Raw genomic sequence first — 16,805 nt, forward strand, 5'->3', positions numbered from 1 at the left:
CTTTCAGTAAATTTTTTTGCTTTGAGGGAATGGATATGCAATTCATCAATTACAAGAAAATCTTCCATTCTCTTTTCAAGTCTCACAGGACTTTATTTAAAAGAGGAGCTAAAAAACAAAAATAAATGCCCTTCCGTCACAGAGGACAGAAGGGCATGAATGTACAAAAATAGACTTAAAAAATATCAGACTATCAAGCCGCCCTTTTCGGCCTCTCTGGACCGTATTAAAGGAAATATTATATTGATATTATCTTAGCAGGTTAGAAAAGCAGTTGCAATACCAGGTGACAAAATATTTTTTATTGTAAATATTACCCATTATTTCCCGACTATTTGTAGCTTAGTTATGAATCTTTCAATCTCTTATAAGTAATCCTTTAGAATGTAAACCATGTAACAACAATTCTTTAATGTATGTTTCATCTTTGTTGTCAAAAATATCATCCAGCTCTTCTTCTGAAACGATAGAATACGACTCAAGATAACACCAAGCAGCAAATTTACTAATAGCTCTGACACGACTAGCTTTCAACTTTTTTTGCGAAAAAGGGGCGCGGTTTCGCAAAATCGGCTCCGCACCGCCACCTTCATTAGGTGATACAGTTTGTGAACCTGAACCTTTTCCATCGTAGGGTTGGGAGCAGACGCTCGTGTTTGTATTTTGTTTAACTGCAATTGTCATTTTGATTTACCTCCAAACAATTAGTTTGAACACTCTACAAACATTTTAACATTATTTTACACAAACTAACATTAAAAATTCAGAAAATTCAAAATAAAAAACCCAGACCTCACAACAACTAATTACATAGATTAGGTGTAATGAAACCTACTTATCGATTTAGAGTGCGAGGTCAGCCTTCCTCTCTTTTTAGCTAATCTAGGATGAATCATTTAGTAATACGCATAATAATTTCCACTTTGCTTAAAATATATGTCAAACGATGAATTCTGAGGTGACGAAAAATGAAAAAGTACCCCTTCCAAAAAAGCAATCAATTGCAAACACCTCGATTCAATGAAGTCATACAGCAGTTAAAGGAGTCTAAAGATTTTACAAGTTATACGGTTGGCATCAAACATGATACTCTCTGTATTTCTTATTTTAATACTTTAATCGACACGAATATTTTACACAGAGATCTGCTTCCATATTTAAATAAATCTTCGTCCACACTTTACGATGCTGTCCAAGCCTTGCCAATTGAAAATTTACTTTTCACTCAGAAACCAGCCGATATGCAAAATCATTTACTAATTGGCTATATATCAATAACGGTGGAAGGGAACAATGATCAGGCCGTGTTAGTGAAAGCTGATTCTCAACATTCTAGAACTGTCTCATTGCCTGAGGTAGAATTTAGCGTAATTGGCCCAAAGGAATCGCTTGTAGAATCGCTCGATACGAATTTGCATCTCATCAGAAAGAGATTGCCGATTCAAGAGTTAAAAGTGGAGGTTTTAACAGTAGGGAAATTATCAAAATCAAGAGTGGCCGTCCTCCATATTGATGGCATCTGTAACCAAAAGAATGTTTCCACTGTTATTCAACGAATCTCGAATTTAGATGTGAAACAGATTATTGATAGTTCCTATATCGCTCAAATGATTGCGGATAAGAAGAATTCGCCGTTTCCACAGTTTATTGATACTGAAAGACCAGACCGTTTAGCGGCCGTGCTAGGTGAAGGTAAGCTTGTCATTTTAGTAGATGGTGCACCACACGGTCTCCTAGGACCAGCTACGTTGGTAGAATTTTTTACTGCCTCTGAGGATTATTTTATTAATTGGACAATGGCTTCATTTTTTCGTCTCGTCCGATTTTTTGCTGTCTTATTCTCCATTTTAATAACACCGATATATGTAGCAATTCTGACTTATCACTATGAATTGCTACCTAAAAATCTGATCAACACACTCGTTATTTCAAGAAGTGGAATCCCTTTTCCTCCCATTCTAGAGGCACTTGTGTTGGAATTGGTCATTGAGTTGCTCCGTGAGGCAGGGGCAAGACTCCCTACCAAAGTAGGACAAACAATTGGTATCGTTGGTGGTATCGTCATCGGAACAGCTTCGGTCGAAGCGGGATTAACGAGTAATGTACTATTAATTCTTGTAGCATTATCAGCCCTTGCTTCTTTTACAACACCTGTTTATCAAATGGGTAATACGATTCGACTTATTCGATTCCCATTTCTTTTCATGGCTTATTATATTGGGATATTAGGAGTTGCGATTAGCTTTTGTTTCATGCTGATACACTTGTTAAGAATCACGACACTAGGAAGACCTTACCTTGAGCCGCTATACCCGCCAAAGTTAGAAAGCTTAAAGGATTCTCTTATCCGTCTGCCATTTTCTTATCTATCTAAACGCCCTGCCTCAAAACATAAAGACTAAGTGAAAGGAGACGCTCATAGATGATCAATAAAAATGAACAAATCTCTCCATTCTTAGTCTTCTTTCTCGTTTTAAAAGTACAAATCGGGATCGGGGTTCTCGGTTTTCAAAGGATCGTTATTAAATCAGCAGGAAACGATGCTTGGATTACAGTCATTGCTGCTGGAATCCTGTTCTCAATTATCATTTGGTGCATGTTTAAACTACTAAATTTACATAAGCAAGACTTGATCGGCATTCAAACTAAGCTTTTCGGGAAAATTCTAGGTAGCTTTTTAAATATGATCTGGATCTCCTATTGGCTATTCATGGGCATTGGTGTTTATCGAACTTATGTGGAAGTTGTTCAAGCATGGATGTTTCCACAGATCAATGTTACGACTTTTAGCATCGTGTTTGCACTTTTGATTTATTATACAATTTCTGGAGGTTTTCAAGTTATTACTGGAATGGCCTTTTTGGGGGTTATCATTCCATCCTATTTGATATTAACGATTTTTTTCCCGTTGGAATATACAGACTTTCGCAATTTATTACCCGTATGGAATCACTCATATAAAGAAATTGCCTTGGCAACAAAAAATATGTCACTTAGCTACTTGGGTATTTCGACTTTGCTGATGTACTATCCATTAATCAAGCAGCAAAAAAAAGCAAATAAATGGGCGCAAATGGCAAATATTTTAACCACCTTATCGTATTTATTACTCATAATTGTTTCAATCGGATTTTACTCAGAAAATCAAATCAGCAGATATGTATGGGCTACACTTTCTTTTTGGAGTATCGTCCAAGTTCCTTTTGTAGAACGTTTCGAATATATCGGCATTGCAACATGGGTGATCTTCATTCTACCTAATATTTGTCTATTAATTTGGGCAGCAACGAAAGGAACCTCTGCCTTATTTAAAGTGGCACCTAACAAGATAACGATGCTATTCCTAGTGATCTTAATTGTTGTCTCACTCTCTTTGAAAAATCGGGAACAGATTAACACCTACTTGGATTATATGTCTTATGCTGGTTTTTATCTTTATACAGTGTACATACCGATTCTGCTCTGCCTATCATTTATTATAAAAAAGAAGGAAGAAACGCATGAGAATTAAAATTATCTTACTATCTTCAACGATGACTTTTTTTCTGTCGGCTTGTATGAATATCGAACCTACAATATTAAATGAGATTAATATTGCAACAGCTATCAGTTATGATTACATCGATAAAGACCACTTTACATCTACTGCTGTCACACCTTACTATTTGCCGGATAAGAGAGTAAATAACATTACCTTTACGGCGACTTCTTCTTTGAGTAAAGACGTCCGACAAAGAATGAATCAACAAACGGATAAACCGATTTACAGTGGAAAATTAGAAGTCGTCTTATATAGTAAGGAACTTGCTAAACATGATATAACACGAATGACAGATACATTAATTCGCGATCCTTCGATCGGAAATACGGTGTATTTAGTAGTTGTAGATGGTAAGGCTCAGGATGTCTTGATCAAACAGTTCGGTAACGTAGATAAAGGCACATACTTATCAGATGCGATTGAGCATAATATCCAAAGCGGAATAATCCCTAAAACCAATCTGCATTTATTTTCATATGCTCATAATTCAGAAGGTATGGACCCATTCCTTCCGATCATTAAGCCTAAAAATGGGAATCCAATCATTACTGGTGTGGCCCTATTTGATCAGGGGAAATTCGTGTATCAAACAAAAGATCATGAAAACATCATTTTTAAAATGTTAGTCGAAACATCTTCTAACAAAGAAGGTTTTTCGGCAAAATTAGGGGAAAATTTATTTGCTTCCGTCTATAATATCTCCTCAAAAGTTTCCTACAACATCCCTGAACCAATGACCAATTCGCCCATTATCATAAATTTAAAAGTAGAAGCGGTTTTGCGAGAGTTCACTGGTGAACAGCCTGATAAAAAAGTGATCAGAACAATTGAAAAGAAGATGGAAAAAGAATTAAAACAACGAGCTGAAAAACTAATCGTAAAACTTCAAAAACTAGAAGTCGATCCGCTTGGAGTTGGTGAGCAAGTACGAACTAGAACAAGAAGCTGGAATAAGGATGAATGGAAGTCATTATATCCAACTATCCCTTTTCAAGTGAATGTCAATTTTGAAATTCTTGAAAGTGGAGCAGTGGAATAAATGTCGGATTAATCCAATTTGCAAAACAGCAGTGAGAACGAACAACACACACTGCTGTTAACATGCTATCTATAACGAAGAATGTGATTATGATGTGATACGCGTACTTTTCTGGGGCGACATCTGATTGATAAGCCGGACCTAACATTTTACATGTGCTTTCTTATTTTGCGGGCCGGTACTAACACTTTTCATGCGCTTTCTTATTTTGCGGGCCGGACCTAACCCTTTACATGCCGATTTCTTATATTGCGGGCCGGACCTAACCCTTTACATGCCGATTTCTTATATTGCGGGCCGGACCTAACCCTTTACATGCCGATTTCTTATATTGCGGGCCGGACCTAACCCTTTACATGCCGATTTCTTATATTGCGGGCCGGACCTAACCCTTTACATGCCGATTTCTTATATTGCGGGCCGGACCTAACCCTTTACATGCCGATTTCTTATATTGCGGGCCGGACCTAACCCTTTACATGCCGATTTCTTATATTGCGGGCCGGACCTAACCCTTTACATGCCGATTTCTTATTTTGCGGGCCGGGCCTAACATTTTACATACGATTTCTTATTTTGCGGGCCGGTACTGACACTATTCATGCCGATTTCTTATTTTGCGGGCCGGACCTAACACTTTACATGCCGATTTCTTATTTTGCGGGCCGGTACTGACACTTTGCGAGCTACGCATCATTTTAACAGGTTTCAGTTTCTCAAAGTACCGTTACGTTACTAAGATCTGCTTTTCCTGCCTTCAAAAAATTATACGTCAGTTTATCCATTGTAGCTCCGCTGAAATCCGTTTTCTTTAATTCGGATAAGCGGAACTGGACATTTTTCAATGTAGTATGTTTAAAAGATGCTTTTTTTAAAGTACATCCTTCAAACACGGTACCTTCAAATGTCTCCCCTTCAAAATTCAGACCTGCTAAATTACTTGTTTTGAAAAATGTTTTATCATAGACGCAGTTTTTGAACGTCGCTCCTTTTAAATTAGCTGCTTTAAAAAGCGTCTCTGTTAGGTTTACATTCACAAAAATCGTATCGGCTAAGTTACTTGACTTAAACGTACTATTTGTTAAATCGGAATCGGTAAAATCAGACCCTTTTAAATCACTACTGTTAAATTTGCCGTCGTGAACGGAAACTGAACGAAAATCGGAATGTACTAAACTTGATCGTGAAAAGTCCATTTGTATCGCCTTCTGAAGCTCAGTTTGCTGAAGGTTAATCGATTCTATTAATTCTGATACTTCCCCAATCGAGTTTATCGTCATTTGATAAGCTTCTTCATCACTATATCCACTTTTTTTATAATCATTAAATTTCTCTTGTAAATTATTCAATAACTCTTCTTCTAACTCTTGCGCCGTTTTCACTTCTTGATAAGGGGCAAAGATATCATGGACGTACTGGTTTAGTTTTTCTTGCATTCTCTTAATCATCCTTTCAAAGCAGATCATCTAAAATCCGTTTAGCCTGCTCCCAATTTTTTTTATTCTGTTCATATGTGTTTTCACCAATTGCGGTGATTTTGTAATACTTCCTTCTTCCACCCTGATTTTCATCGCCCCAGTAGGACGTTATACTTCCCTCTTTCTCCATCCTCTTTAAACTTGAATACATGGTGGCTTCTTTTAATTCATATTGTTCACCTGAATTCGCGTAGATCATTTTACTAATCTGATAGCCGTATTTATCACCACTTAAAAGTAGCTTTAATATCATCGTATCTGAATGGCCACGAAGCAAATCAGAAGATAGTTTAATATCTCCCAAAGGCTCACCCCCTTAAGTATAATATACATCGAGTTACTATGACAGTCAAGGTAATATATATAGTAAAGGTTATAATGATTTATTAATCATCATTCTTTCATATCTTCGCTCTTTAAGAACTGTTAGCTTAATTCCCATTGTTCATAATTTTTCTTACGAGCTCTCCCTCATCTTCATCCGCAGATCAAGGAAAACCAAAGAAATCGTAAGAAGGGTCAGATCCCGCTACAACTAAATACAGAATAAGATGCGTGTATAAACACCACATACTGTTTTAGAGAGCGAGGTCAGACCCTTCCGAAATACACAATATTCTATCCCGGTTTAACAGGCTGTAATACCCCCACCTCAATTTTTGTAGAGAATCAATGAAGAATAGGTGGGGATAAACAGCCTGTAAATCCCCGATTGGTGAGATACAGTGAAACTTACCGATGCGTGAGCAGAGGTTTAGTTGAGTCCCACAGAATGTGGGTCACTCAGGCGTTGCCGCAGAACGCGGCGTACTTAGTCTGAGTTCGTTTAATGGGGTTCGTAGTGTCGCTTTACCGAAGATTTAGCGACAGTAGAACGGGACTAACCATCAATAGAATAAAAATCCCCACTGATGGAAGTTTCACTTTATTACCTTAATAAACTGAACACAGGTGTTAAAACAATTAACAAAATCGCTGTAGCTAGTATCAGCTGCGAAATGTGATTTGGCAGCTTTTCTCTGTCCTTCCCTTTGTACCAACCAGAGAATTGTAGCTTATCTCGGTATAACACAAATAGTGACATGTAAATGGCAATCACACAAAGCCAATCATATTGATCCGTATGTAAACCAATTGATACAAAAGTAAATTTAATTAATTGGCCAAGTATTGATCCTAGAAAAAGAAATATCGCCATGATCCGGATGAGCTCTAATACGATTCGCATTATGTTCCTCCTATACGAGCTTACTGTAAAAATATTACTAAATATTGTTAAAATTAGCAATACTACTTCTGTCTTTAAGGCTATTCACCTAGATGATATGGATGACACCAGAGCGCGGCAAGTATACCATTAGACACCAAAACCTATGTAAAACATATTCCTTCATCACTTTAAAAAAGAAGGTTTCATAATTAGTAACAGAACAAAAGTAGTGATTGACTATAATATGTAAATAACATAATATAAAAATAAACTATTCCTATTAAATTACTATGTATTAGAGAGGAGAGAAAATAAATGCTACAAATGCTCTTTACAGGGTTAATTTGTGGGGCCTTACTCGGCTTTGTTATGCAAAGAGGCCGGTTCTGTCTTACAGGGGGATTCAGGGATATGTATATTGCCAAAGATAATCGCATGTTTTATGCCTTATTGATTGCAATTGCTGTACAAAGTGTCGGGGTATACACATTAATACAGTTAGGTGTGATTGAATTTTCTGCAGGTACCTTTCCATGGATTGCTGTAATTGTTGGTTCATTTATTTTCGGAATTGGGATTGTGTTTGCTGGCGGTTGTGCAACGGGGACATGGTATCGTGCCGGAGAAGGCCTACTTGGCAGTTGGATCGCTCTAATTGGCTATATGCTCATGAGCGCGATTATGAAATCAGGTCCTTTGCTACCTGTAAATAATTCTATTCAGTCCGTTCAGTTTTCGAATAATTCAATCGCTGAAACTACTGGTCTACCTGTTTGGATTTTTATTGCGATCTTTGTGGCTATTGTCATTGTCATTTTGATAAATGAACGAAGAAAGCCAAAAGTAATAATTCCAACTATGAAGCCTAAGCGTACAGGACTTGCTCATTTATTATTTGAGAAACGTTGGCATCCATTTTTTACTGCATTGTTAGTAGGTATGATTGCGATTCTTGCTTGGCCGCTTAGCGAAGCAACAGGTAGAATGGCTGGTCTTGGCATTACCACACCATCAGCTAATATTCTGCAATTTTTAGTGAGCGGTGATCAATCGATATTAAATTGGGGTGTTTTCCTCGTAATTGGAATTTTCCTTGGTTCTTTTATTGCAGCAAAGGCGAGCCGAGAATTTCGCTTCAGAATGCCCGATGCGAAAACAGGTATCACGAGCTTTATTGGTGGAATTACAATGGGCTTTGGTGCTTCTCTAGCTGGTGGATGCTCGATAGGTAATGGATTAGTCATGACAGCCATGATGACTTGGCAAGGTTGGATTGCATTACTATTTATGATTTTAGGAACATGGACAGCATCCTATTTTGTTTTCGTTCGACCTAATATGAAAAAGAAATTGGTTACGACTAATCAAACCATTTTGAATGCTTAGGAGGAATAAATCATGCAAAAAACATTAGATGTGCTAGGGCAAGTTTGTCCTTTCCCGTTAGTAGAGGCAAAAGAAATCATCGAAGAAATTAGTTCAGGAGATGAATTAGTCATTCAATTTGATTGTACGCAGGCGACTGAAAGCCTGCCACGTTGGGCCGCAGAAGCAGGTCATACAGTCACAAATTTTGAACAAATTGGTGAAGCTACTTGGACCATTACAGTACAAAAAAAGTAAAAAGATAAGGAAATTGGGGTGTCTCATAAGGCTGACCTTGCACTCTAAATCAGGTTTGTAGTGTTCGATACACTTATCCTATATTTAGTTGTTGCGGGGTCTGACACTTTGCATTTGCGACACCCATTCCTTCATTGGAACCTAATTGATCACTTATTCTAATCAGCAGATTGAGCCTAAAGAAGAAGCAAATAAAGTGAAACTTCAATCATTGGGGTATTATTTCAGATAAAAGCTTGCCATATTAATAGATTCTTCAAGAAATCAGCTTCAAACCAACAGCCGAGCTTAGAATCAACGCTATACATGCTAGTCGCTTCCACTCTTTTGCTTCCCCGTATAGCAACATCCCAACTAAAGCAGCTCCCACTGTACCAATGCCTGTCCAGACTGCATAAGCTGTTCCCATAGGTAGTTCAGTCATTGCATAGGATAACAGCATAAAGCTTGCACCAAACGAAAGCATTAGATAAAGTGCCGCATCCCATTTCTTCATCGCCAATCGCTTCATATTAATCACACCGAAAATCTCAAGACTGCCTGCCAAAATCACCGCTGCCCAATGCATTATGCTTTCCCTCCTTCTACCTTCGTATCTTCTTCATCACTCGTTAACATCTTCAATCCGATTACCCCGCAAAGGAGGGTTCCGATGAGTATAATTTTTACTAATTTAAATGGTTCTCCAAATACGGACATTTCTACAATCACAGTTCCAGCTGTACCGATACCGGTAAAAACAGCATACACGGTTCCGACAGGCAAATGTTTTGTTGCTTTTACTAGCACAATGAAGCTAACAACGATTGTCGCTCCTGTTAAAACCCACTCGAGTATATTGTTGGAATATTTTAACCCTGAAACCCAAAAAATTTCAAGAATTCCTGCTAGTAGTACATAGATCCAATTAATATTCATTTTTTTTCACTCCTTCCTCTGGTATATGAAACCCACGCCAAAAAATCGGCCATGCAGCACGAATACGATTCTGGTAATGCATAGATCCACTGTAAATCAGTTCGAGAACGGTTCCATCAACCAATGTAATATAAGCAAGTGCAGAATCCATCACGTTTGACGTGTAGAGATTTGCCTGTCTGTTTCTGAGCCATCTTGCTAAGATCCGTTGCATTTGCAAAAGGAATGGATTCACGAGATCCGCAACATCTTGTTGTAGCTTTGAAGGCGGAAAAAAAGAAATTCGCAACAGAAATCGCGCATGATCATGTTCCATACTTTCTGTTTCAATCCAATCAAAAAATCCTCTTAAAACTTCCTTAATCGGCTTACTCTCTTGCGACTGAAAGTACTCGATGAATCTTTTTTTTTCCGTTTCCATAGCATAGTTCACGACAGCAAAAAACAATTCATCCTTGCCTTTATAATGCGCATATATGCTCGGTTTTTTAATGCCAACTTCCTCCGCTATTTTACTAAGTGACGCCCCTTCATATCCATCTCTTGCAAACTGAATCAGAGCTACATTACGAATTAACTCAGCACTCATAACTTAACCTCCCTAACGGTCGTTAGGGATTTATTATAACAGTTTTTTTTTTTCTGTCAATCAATTTTTGTCATTAAATAAGTAACAAGTGGTATTGGTTCTGTATGTATCGGGCTATGCGTCGATGCAATTTACTGCTTAAGATATATTTTACAAAAAGGAAAAAACAATAATTGACCAATCTGTGTACTACGTGTATAGTACACATATACAAGGTGTATGTATCACTTAATACATACATTCATTCTAAAAACATAGGAGGACATATAAATGGGTTCACCAGTAGTAGAAGTACGTAACGTTCAAAAGGTTTATGGGAAAAAAGTTGGCAACCAGTTTAAGGCACTAAACGATGTTACTTTTTCTATGCAAGAAGGAGAATTTGTTGGGATTATGGGGCCTTCTGGCTCGGGGAAAACGACGCTATTGAATGTGATTTCAACACTTGATCAAGTAACGTCTGGCGAAATTAAAATTGACAATGTCGATATTACCGATATGGGGCAAGATGAACTTTCTGATTTTCGCTCACAAAAATTAGGCTTCATTTTTCAGGATTTCAACTTACTCGAGAATATGACAATTGCCGAAAACATAGCACTACCGCTTTATCTACAAGGAACACCTGCGAAAAATATAGATGCAAAAGTCGTGACGGTCGCGAAACGTTTAGGGATTGAAGAACTACTGCAGAAATATCCTGCAGAAATTTCAGGAGGACAAAAACAACGTTCTGCCGCTGCCCGAGCACTCGTTCATGAACCAACAGTCATTCTTGGTGACGAACCAACAGGTGCACTCGATTCAAAAAATGCAACAAGCTTGTTAGAAACAATGAAAGACTTAAATGATAGGCAGAATGTTTCCATTATGATGGTAACCCATGATGCGTATAGCGCAAGTTATTGTCAGCGAATTATATTTATCCAGGATGGCAAACTCCATAAGGAAATCCACCGCTCAGCCACTCGTGAATTATTTTACAAAGAAATTCTAGATGTTCTTGCACAGCTAGGAACGAAGAACGCTTAAGAAAGGAGACACACGGATGTTACTAAAATTATCACTGGCTGGAATGAAGGGCAAACTGAAGGATTATTTTGTCTTATTATCCGGGCTCGTCATGACAATTTCTGTTTTTTATATGTTCCAAACCCTCTCTTGGAATACAGAGTTTATTAAGTCTAATGCAATGATTCGAAACATTCAGCTCGTATTTATTGTTGGTTCTGTACTGCTTTCTGTCGTAACCATTCTGTATATGCTCTACACGAACTCCTTCTTACTCTCTTTACGACAAAAGCAATTTGGGATGTATATGATGCTTGGGGCTAAGAAAAAGAGCATCAAGAAAATTATGTTTGTTGAAACAATGGTAATTGGGTGCGCTTCTTTAGTCATTGGAATTACCGTTGGAATCGGACTAGCTTTCATTGTTGGGTATCTACTTGCCGGACAGCTTAATATCACATTAGAAGGATATCAATCCTTTTATCTACCAGCCGTATTGGCAACCTTCATCTTTTTTATCGTCGTATTTTTATGTACTGCTTTAATCAATCATATCAAGTTATCAAGAGTTCAAGTGTTGCAGCTGATCTATTCAGACGTTCATCCTGACGACATGCCGATTCAAAAAAAGAAAAATAGTTGGTTGATTTTACTTGGTCTAATTTCCTTAAGCCTAGGCTATGTTTCCTTAATTTTCATGGAGCAACTTCGTGAGATTGGCTTGTTCGCAGCACCAACATTCACGACACTCGGAACCTATTTATTGTTCATAGGTTACCTTCCAGTCATAGTCAATCGAATGCAAGCCAACAAGCGCTGGACATCAAAAGGTGTCACATCCTTTACTTTTGCTCAGTTGAACTTTAGAATTCAAGGTTTGACGAAGATATTAGCAACTGTAGCCATGCTTATAGCCCTAGGAGCAGGAGCGATATCTGCCGGTCTTGCTTTCAAAAATAGTGCCTCACAAATGGCAGAAATGATGGGTGCATACGATGTAATCATCAAAAATCCTAATGCAGAAGAAAAAGCGCTCTTAAAAAACATTCATTTTACTGAAGAGAATCAGTACCGATTCAAAGAAGATCCTGACTATACGTATTATCTGAGAGATGACTTGGAAAATCAGCGTCCACTTCTATTAGTTTCAGATGGGAGAAAACCCAAATTCAAACGGGTAACAGAAGACCTTCCAGAAGGTAAAATCTCATTAAGTGAAGTGAAGAATCCTGAAGTGGGCCAACAGCTATCAGATGAATGGGACAGAGCCCTATGGAATCTTCGAACCAATTACCGGGTATTCAAGGAAATGATTGTCCTAGATTCAGAAACGTATCATGAAATACAGGGACAAGAGAAGCTTATGTATATTGGAAAAAGCGACAAGTTCACGGACTATTTACATGAATGGCAGGGAATTGACAAGCTTGCGTTAGAAAAAGACCCTAATCTAACAGCAGATGACTTAACAAGCAAATATTCCTTTTATAACATGTATAGTAGTTTTACAAGTGGTACGATGTTCATGGGCTTCTTTTTAGGCATTGCATTTCTCGCGATGATGGCAAGCTGCCTCATGTTCAAAATATTATCAGGTGCTTCTAAAGATACATCACGCTACCAAATGCTAAGGAAAATTGGCGTCAGACGATCTGCGCTTTCAACATCTATTTATAAAGAATTATTCATCATCTTCTTATTTCCTGCAATGGTTGGCCTTGCTCATGTGTTGATTGGTATGAATATGTTCTCTTTCATTATCTTAAATCCTTACTACCGAATTTGGGTTCCAATTATCATTTTCTTAATCATTTACAGCCTGTATTATGTAATTACCGTAAAATTGTACAAACAAGTTGTCCTACCGAAAGAATAAGTGAAACATTGTCAAAAAGATGGCTGACCTCGTACTCCTAAATCGGCTATTCTAGATAGAGAAGTACGAGGTCTCCCCCTTTGCTATTAGGGATGGTTAACAATCTGATTATTCCTTTTTCTCCGGAACTATAATTGGATTAACATCGCCTTGCTTACCGCCGCCATTATAATACTGTGGAACTTTTCCTGGTAAAATCAAATCGCCAATTTTGACGCGATTTTCTACAGTAATTTCTTTTTCAACAGAAGGAATAATCACATGCAGATTAACCTTAATATTCACAAATATTTCAAGAATCGTATTATTAATTCCCGTTTCCTTCGTAGTTGTTTCCACTTCTGATGTAACATCCCCGATTATTTCAAAACGAACAGGCACCTTAGGTCCTTGATTTGCAAGCAAAACGGCGTCTGTAGCCATACCTAAAGGAATTTTATAGATGACACCTTTTTCTTTCTCCGAACTTGCATAGTCGATAAACTCATCATTTTTAAATGTTTGTAGAGTTTCAAGCTCTCCTTCTCTTATCGCTTCTAAATATTCTTGAACTCGTAATGTTGTTTCGGAAGCAACATTATTATAAATATTAGGGTCAAAGCTATACCCTATTTGATCTCCTGCTTGATGAGTGACGATTAGCTTTCTAATATCAACATTTTGACTGATCTTTTGCTTAATCGCATCATTTATGGCTTCAACAGCAAATTCCCTGGTTTTCGCTTCCGCTATTTCTATTAAATGAGGCTCAATTTTTTTATCAATCATCCAACCACTAAAAATCGTCGTCACAATGAAAAGAAGAAATGTAATCAAGATTACATGCCTTGTAGGCAGAGGTCCACGTGCGAACTTGAATCTTCTGTACTTAGCCATAAAAACCCCCCTATTTAGTTATATGATTGTTCGAATTATTTCAAGAACAAAAATAATAAAAAGGGAGGTTATCATGCTGAAATCTTCATATTTGCTCTTTCACAGACCCGCCAAAAGACCTTTTACAAAATATTTTCCGAGCAGAATATAAACAATCAATGTTGGAACTCCGGCGAGCAGTGCGCCTGCCATTTGGACATTCTATTGGACGATTTGACTTCCTGACAAATACGGCAAAATAACCATAACAGGTGAATCTACTTGAGAAATACCGATACCATCCAATGCACTCGTACTATAAAACGCCGTTATCTCAGGGTGTTTGATAAGCAGTTGATGTGTCGTTTTCATTTCACCAATTTTCGTGATATTCGATTCCTGAACATCAACAATTTCAATCCGTTTTTCTCGTTCCACTTCATCCAAAAAAAGCCTTGTAATTGACGTTTCTGATTGGCAGCTTCGAAGCGACCGGTGATAATGCTATCGAAGATCCTTTATTTTATAGCAAACAAAAGAGAAATTCCCTCAACAACGCATAATTCACAAAATCAGTAAATTAAACCCATTTTCGTTACAAAAAAACCCATTGCTACTTATTTTAATAAGCAACAACGGGTTTTTTTACCGTTCAATTAATAAGCTAAGCTATACAAAGCTTTAATATGTGCAAGGTAACGAACGTTACTAGCTTCTTTCATTAGTGTAGCCGGAAGACCTTTAAGTGGAATATTGTTGCCACCAATTGTTGCAACACCATCTTTGCGTCCAAGGCTTGCTAGTGTACCAGAATTGATTGGTGCAAATTTCTCAAACGTTGCATCTTGTAAATATGCAAATAAGTTATATCCTACTAATTCACCCATTTGCCAAGCGTTTTGTGCAGTTGGTGCGTATGGACGACCACCTTCTTCAGGGAAAGCAACAGCACTGTCACCGACAACAAATACGTCTGAGTGAGAAGAAGATTGTAGATACTCATTAACAGTCGCACGGCCGCGATCAACAGCAAGTCCAGACTGTCCAACTAGTGGATTCCCTTGTACGCCGCCTGTCCAAACGAATGTATTCGCAATGATTTTTTGACCATCTTTCAAATCAATCTCATTACCAGCAACGTTTGTTACAGGAAGACCAGTTAAGAATGTAACTCCGCGTGCTTCTAAGCTTGTTGTTGCACGTTCAATTAAATCGTCTGGTAGTACCGGTAAGATCTTTGGACCAGCCTCAACTAGCAATAATTTAATTTCTTTTGGATCTACACCATGGCTTTTAGCAAGCTCAGGCATAATGTCAGCAAGTTCACCAACTAATTCAACACCAGTTAGTCCACCGCCGCCAATTACAATAGTTGCGTCTGCTTCGTTTTTAGATTTTGCATACTCACGAATGCGTTCTTCAACATGTGCGTAAATTTTGTTAGCATCATTTGCTGATTTTAATACCATGCTGTTTTCTTCTAATCCTGGGATTCCGAAGTATGCTGTTACACTTCCTAAAGCGACAACTAGAGCATCATATGATAAAGTAGCACCATTTGATAATTTCACTTCTTTATTGTCTGCAGAAAATGATTCAACTTTTGCAATTTTAAGATCGATATCTTTGCCTTTTAGAAGTTTGTCCAATGGCATTGCAACCGCTTCTTCTGCAACATTATGTGCTGCTAGGCGGTGTAATTCAGTGATGATTTGGTGTGTTGGGAACTGGTTTACGACAGTTACCTCTGCTTCAGCTTTACTTAGATATTTACGAACAGTTAAAGCAGTAAGTAGTCCGCCGTAACCTGCACCTAAGATAACAATATGTTTTGAAATTGACATCGTGTATCCTCCGTCCTTACTTTTTATATGGATGATGAATTATTTTTGATTACGTTCTGCATTAACTTCGAGAAATGCATTTGCGAAACGGAATGCTTTTTGTGCTTGTGGATCTTTAAGCATTTTTAACAGTCCAAATAGACCAACTACATCTTTGCTTTGGTCTGCACGGTCTTTTGCTTCAATAGCAGTTTGTGCAAGTGATTTTACTGAACCAACTACAGGTCCTGCAACTTCTTTAATTGCTCCAACCGTATCATTTTTTAACACTTCGTCAGTAGCTACTAATTGAGCATAGTCATAAGACTTCGTTAAGATATTAACAATTTCCGTTAATTTTGGAAGTTGCTCAACTAATGTGTTCAAAGATTCTTGAACCTCTGGTTTTAAAAGCTGATCAAGGATATCAAGTTGTTCTTGGGTAGCAGACAACTTCTTTGTTACTTGTTCTTTAGCGATTGTTTCTGACATATCCAATTCTCCTTTACTATAAGCAATTAAGCTTTTAATTTTGGGGCAAAAGGGACCCCGTTTCCTGTAATGACTCTCAAATCTTCGGGATTCGAGTTCGTGAAACATAACACAAATACTAGTATGGTTTAAGAATAGCATAAGCACCCGTAGCCGTCGATATGGAAAGGACGACTAAATTACATCAGATTACTTGGCGAGCCTGGAAAGGTCACCAAAAAATGTATGACGAATAGATAAATTCGGGTAATAAATAATACTTCTAAGCTTACCATTTCCAGTAAACTTTAAAAAATACCTTTAATAAAACCATTAAAATGTTAAAGGTTTTAATTTTAAAATTACCAAAT

General features: G+C 37.6%; 17 protein-coding genes and 1 pseudogene. 7 read left to right on the top strand and 11 right to left on the bottom strand.

Annotated features, from left to right (window positions below):
• Positions 1-357: 357 nt before the first annotated feature.
• Positions 358-684, bottom strand: a complete 327-nt coding sequence (locus tag V179_RS0115700) for a hypothetical protein (RefSeq protein WP_028392321.1) — start codon at positions 682-684, stop codon at positions 358-360.
• Between the two features lie 284 nt (positions 685-968).
• On the opposite strand from V179_RS0115700, the gene V179_RS28095 reads away from it, so the two are divergent.
• From V179_RS28095 to V179_RS0115715, 3 genes are read left to right on the top strand one after another with little or no spacing between them, the layout of a single operon-like run.
• Positions 969-2,402: a spore germination protein gene (locus V179_RS28095; protein ID WP_051404977.1), complete on the top strand. Its 1,434-nt coding sequence runs from the start codon at positions 969-971 to the stop codon at positions 2,400-2,402.
• A gap of 20 nt (positions 2,403-2,422) precedes the next feature.
• Positions 2,423-3,511, top strand: a complete 1,089-nt coding sequence (locus V179_RS0115710; RefSeq protein ID WP_028392322.1) for a GerAB/ArcD/ProY family transporter — start codon at positions 2,423-2,425, stop codon at positions 3,509-3,511.
• A complete protein-coding gene (locus tag V179_RS0115715; RefSeq protein ID WP_028392323.1) occupies positions 3,501-4,580 on the top strand; it encodes a Ger(x)C family spore germination protein in 1,080 nt (359 codons plus the stop codon). Before V179_RS0115710 ends, V179_RS0115715 begins: the two co-directional genes overlap by 11 nt.
• Positions 4,581-5,296: 716 nt before the next feature.
• Here V179_RS0115715 and V179_RS0115720 read toward each other — a convergent pair.
• From V179_RS0115720 to V179_RS0115730, 3 genes are all read right to left on the bottom strand, one after another.
• Positions 5,297-6,016 (bottom strand): pentapeptide repeat-containing protein, encoded by a 720-nt coding sequence (locus V179_RS0115720; RefSeq protein WP_028392324.1) that lies wholly within the window; start codon positions 6,014-6,016, stop codon positions 5,297-5,299.
• 16 nt (positions 6,017-6,032) lie between these two features.
• The gene (locus V179_RS0115725; RefSeq protein ID WP_028392325.1) at positions 6,033-6,362 is read right to left on the bottom strand and encodes a PadR family transcriptional regulator; all 330 of its coding nucleotides are present in this window, start codon (positions 6,360-6,362) and stop codon (positions 6,033-6,035) included.
• Between the two features lie 624 nt (positions 6,363-6,986).
• Positions 6,987-7,286 (bottom strand): hypothetical protein, encoded by a 300-nt coding sequence (locus V179_RS0115730; protein ID WP_028392326.1) that lies wholly within the window; start codon positions 7,284-7,286, stop codon positions 6,987-6,989.
• Positions 7,287-7,583: 297 nt separating this feature from the next.
• On the opposite strand from V179_RS0115730, the gene V179_RS0115735 reads away from it, so the two are divergent.
• Positions 7,584-8,654, top strand: coding sequence for a YeeE/YedE family protein (locus V179_RS0115735; RefSeq protein ID WP_028392327.1), 1,071 nt, complete (start codon positions 7,584-7,586; stop codon positions 8,652-8,654).
• A 12-nt stretch (positions 8,655-8,666) separates the two neighbouring features.
• A complete protein-coding gene (locus V179_RS0115740) occupies positions 8,667-8,891 on the top strand; it encodes a sulfurtransferase TusA family protein (protein WP_028392328.1) in 225 nt (74 codons plus the stop codon).
• Between the two features lie 256 nt (positions 8,892-9,147).
• On the opposite strand, the gene V179_RS0115745 is transcribed toward V179_RS0115740, so the two are convergent.
• The 3 genes from V179_RS0115745 to V179_RS28100 are packed head-to-tail and all read right to left on the bottom strand — an operon-like array spanning position 9,148 to position 10,398.
• On the bottom strand, positions 9,148-9,459 hold the full coding sequence (locus V179_RS0115745) for a DMT family transporter (protein WP_028392329.1): 312 nt from the start codon (positions 9,457-9,459) through the stop codon (positions 9,148-9,150).
• The gene (locus V179_RS0115750) at positions 9,459-9,809 is read right to left on the bottom strand and encodes a DMT family transporter (RefSeq protein ID WP_028392330.1); all 351 of its coding nucleotides are present in this window, start codon (positions 9,807-9,809) and stop codon (positions 9,459-9,461) included. The genes V179_RS0115745 and V179_RS0115750 overlap by 1 nt, the downstream gene beginning before the upstream one ends.
• Positions 9,799-10,398, bottom strand: a complete 600-nt coding sequence (locus V179_RS28100) for a TetR/AcrR family transcriptional regulator (protein ID WP_051404978.1) — start codon at positions 10,396-10,398, stop codon at positions 9,799-9,801. Before V179_RS28100 ends, V179_RS0115750 begins: the two co-directional genes overlap by 11 nt.
• Positions 10,399-10,668: 270 nt before the next feature.
• On the opposite strand from V179_RS28100, the gene V179_RS0115760 reads away from it, so the two are divergent.
• A complete protein-coding gene (locus tag V179_RS0115760) occupies positions 10,669-11,430 on the top strand; it encodes an ABC transporter ATP-binding protein (RefSeq protein ID WP_028392331.1) in 762 nt (253 codons plus the stop codon).
• 16 nt (positions 11,431-11,446) lie between these two features.
• Entirely contained in the window at positions 11,447-13,285 is a 1,839-nt protein-coding gene (locus V179_RS0115765) for an FtsX-like permease family protein (protein ID WP_028392332.1), read from the top strand.
• A gap of 108 nt (positions 13,286-13,393) precedes the next feature.
• Here the strand turns inward: V179_RS0115765 and yunB are convergent, their stop codons facing one another.
• The 4 genes and pseudogenes from yunB to V179_RS0115785 all read right to left on the bottom strand — a co-directional run bounded on the left by yunB (position 13,394) and on the right by V179_RS0115785 (position 16,455).
• Complete coding sequence (yunB, locus tag V179_RS0115770; protein ID WP_028392333.1) at positions 13,394-14,161, bottom strand: sporulation protein YunB; 768 nt, start codon at positions 14,159-14,161, stop codon at positions 13,394-13,396.
• Positions 14,162-14,260: 99 nt separating this feature from the next.
• Positions 14,261-14,413: pseudogene (locus V179_RS30150) on the bottom strand (carbohydrate ABC transporter permease); the annotation flags it as partial.
• Positions 14,414-14,796: 383 nt separating this feature from the next.
• Positions 14,797-15,978 (bottom strand): NAD(P)/FAD-dependent oxidoreductase, encoded by a 1,182-nt coding sequence (locus V179_RS0115780; RefSeq protein WP_028392335.1) that lies wholly within the window; start codon positions 15,976-15,978, stop codon positions 14,797-14,799.
• Between the two features lie 45 nt (positions 15,979-16,023).
• Complete coding sequence (locus V179_RS0115785; RefSeq protein WP_028392336.1) at positions 16,024-16,455, bottom strand: DUF1641 domain-containing protein; 432 nt, start codon at positions 16,453-16,455, stop codon at positions 16,024-16,026.
• Positions 16,456-16,805: the final 350 nt, after the last annotated feature.

Origin of the sequence: Bacillus cihuensis (genome assembly GCF_000504145.1) — a bacterium.
GTDB lineage: Bacteria > Bacillota > Bacilli > Bacillales > DSM-1321 > Peribacillus > Peribacillus huizhouensis.

Coding starts and splice junctions, on each gene's coding strand:
- V179_RS0115700 (WP_028392321.1), bottom strand. CDS start 684: ATGACAATTGCAGTTAAACAAAATACAAACACGAGCGTCTGCTCCCAA.
- V179_RS28095 (WP_051404977.1), top strand. CDS start 969: ATGAAAAAGTACCCCTTCCAAAAAAGCAATCAATTGCAAACACCTCGA.
- V179_RS0115710 (WP_028392322.1), top strand. CDS start 2,423: ATGATCAATAAAAATGAACAAATCTCTCCATTCTTAGTCTTCTTTCTC.
- V179_RS0115715 (WP_028392323.1), top strand. CDS start 3,501: ATGAGAATTAAAATTATCTTACTATCTTCAACGATGACTTTTTTTCTG.
- V179_RS0115720 (WP_028392324.1), bottom strand. CDS start 6,016: ATGCAAGAAAAACTAAACCAGTACGTCCATGATATCTTTGCCCCTTAT.
- V179_RS0115730 (WP_028392326.1), bottom strand. CDS start 7,286: ATGCGAATCGTATTAGAGCTCATCCGGATCATGGCGATATTTCTTTTT.
- V179_RS0115735 (WP_028392327.1), top strand. CDS start 7,584: ATGCTACAAATGCTCTTTACAGGGTTAATTTGTGGGGCCTTACTCGGC.
- V179_RS0115740 (WP_028392328.1), top strand. CDS start 8,667: ATGCAAAAAACATTAGATGTGCTAGGGCAAGTTTGTCCTTTCCCGTTA.
- V179_RS0115745 (WP_028392329.1), bottom strand. CDS start 9,459: ATGCATTGGGCAGCGGTGATTTTGGCAGGCAGTCTTGAGATTTTCGGT.
- V179_RS0115750 (WP_028392330.1), bottom strand. CDS start 9,809: ATGAATATTAATTGGATCTATGTACTACTAGCAGGAATTCTTGAAATT.
- V179_RS28100 (WP_051404978.1), bottom strand. CDS start 10,398: ATGAGTGCTGAGTTAATTCGTAATGTAGCTCTGATTCAGTTTGCAAGA.
- V179_RS0115760 (WP_028392331.1), top strand. CDS start 10,669: ATGGGTTCACCAGTAGTAGAAGTACGTAACGTTCAAAAGGTTTATGGG.
- V179_RS0115765 (WP_028392332.1), top strand. CDS start 11,447: ATGTTACTAAAATTATCACTGGCTGGAATGAAGGGCAAACTGAAGGAT.
- yunB (WP_028392333.1), bottom strand. CDS start 14,161: ATGGCTAAGTACAGAAGATTCAAGTTCGCACGTGGACCTCTGCCTACA.
- V179_RS0115785 (WP_028392336.1), bottom strand. CDS start 16,455: ATGTCAGAAACAATCGCTAAAGAACAAGTAACAAAGAAGTTGTCTGCT.